The 1502-nt window shown below is 46.4% G+C and carries 1 protein-coding gene; it reads right to left on the bottom strand.

What is annotated here, in order from left to right:
• Positions 1-179: 179 nt before the first annotated feature.
• Complete coding sequence (locus PX482_RS16430) at positions 180-1175, bottom strand: carbohydrate kinase family protein (RefSeq protein ID WP_288122698.1); 996 nt, start codon at positions 1173-1175, stop codon at positions 180-182.
• Positions 1176-1502: the final 327 nt, after the last annotated feature.

The raw sequence follows: 1502 nt of genomic DNA on the forward strand, positions 1-1502 counted from the left end.
ACTTTTTTCCCATCAAAAAGTGCCAGACATTGGGGTGATCGGGGGGGAAATTTAGGCACTTTTTCCCTGAAAATTAGGTAATTGACCCCCTGAAAATGGGTAAAACCCCACACCCCACACCCCACACCCCACACCCTGCCCCCACGAAAAACTTTTTGCCGCAAACCCTAGTATAGTTTCTAGGAGTCAAAGGCCGCTAGAAACTCCTCCACCTGTTCCCGAGTCGGTTGGGAGGCGATCGCTCCTGCCCCCCTTGTCACCATTGTCCCCACCGCACAGGCATAAATCACCGCCTTACGGGCTAAATCGGCATTTTCCCCAATTTGATCGCCTCCAAGACCGGCACGAGCCAAAAAACCCGCCACAAAGCCATCTCCTGCCCCGGTTGTATCCACCACCTCCCCGGGAAAAGCCTCGACAGTGCCGCTATTTTTGCCTAAATGATATTTACAACCTTTTGCGCCGCCAGTAACCAGAATTGCCCCTAAATTGGGGTATTGTGATGATATTTCTCCGGGGGTATCAGTGCCAAATAACCATGCTGCTTCTTCCTCGCTACATTTGAGCAAATCGGCCCAGAAGATAAAATCTCGAATCCGATCGGGAGCGACCTCAAGATTAGGCCAAAAAACCGGCCGCCAGTTGATATCGATCAATACTTTCACCCCGTAAATTTTAGCTAATTCGAGGGCGCGCATCATCGCCGCTCTCGCCGGGGGATAGGCTAACCCTAGGGTTCCCATCACTAGATAATCGGCATTTTTCCAGAGATTTTCGGGCAATAGGTCAGCTTTAAGGGCAGTATCGGCAAAATCCGTCGTTTTTCTGCCGCCAAAACCCGCAAAATGTCTGTCTCCCCCAGCATCGCGGGTGACATAAACTTGTCGGGTGGGTAGGGTGGCATGATACTGTACACCAGTAGTATCGACTCCGAGAGCGTCTAGCAAGGCGATTAACTGTTCCCCTCGTTGATCTTTGCCCACACAACCGATAAAAGCCGAATTTATGCCCAATTTTCGCAATCCACAGGCCACGTTTGCCGGCGCACCCCCGGCGTAGGTTGTCCAAGAAGTTACTTGCTCTATAGAGCGATCGCTCTGATCGGCAATTAGATCATAGAGGATTTCCCCTAAACAAATTACAGACACCGGCGAAGCTCTTTGATTGTTAAGCATTGGTGTGGGGTGTGGGGAGATTTTTTCAGTGATCAGTAGAACTCTTGCAAATTAATTATATGTTATAATGATTGGTCAACTAATTTTACCCCAAAAATCAGTTAATTGGTATATTTGTTCTGAATGAAAACTTGAAGTTTTACTTTTAACTCAAAACTCTTTAGATATGCTTTAATTTGGTTATGAAAACCTCTTTATTTAAGCGGCACAAACTATCTCAATTTTTATAATTGAGAATAAATTCTCCTTGACTTGATTAATCTTTAGGCAACTTTTAAGAAGCTGCTATACCTATCCCTAACTCACAGTTATAAATAGCCGCCAACA

It is taken from the genome of Microcystis sp. M53602_WE12 (genome assembly GCF_030065455.1).
In the GTDB taxonomy this organism is placed as follows: Bacteria; Cyanobacteriota; Cyanobacteriia; order Cyanobacteriales; family Microcystaceae; genus Microcystis; species Microcystis aeruginosa.

Coding starts and splice junctions, on each gene's coding strand:
- PX482_RS16430 (WP_288122698.1), bottom strand. CDS start 1,175: ATGCTTAACAATCAAAGAGCTTCGCCGGTGTCTGTAATTTGTTTAGGG.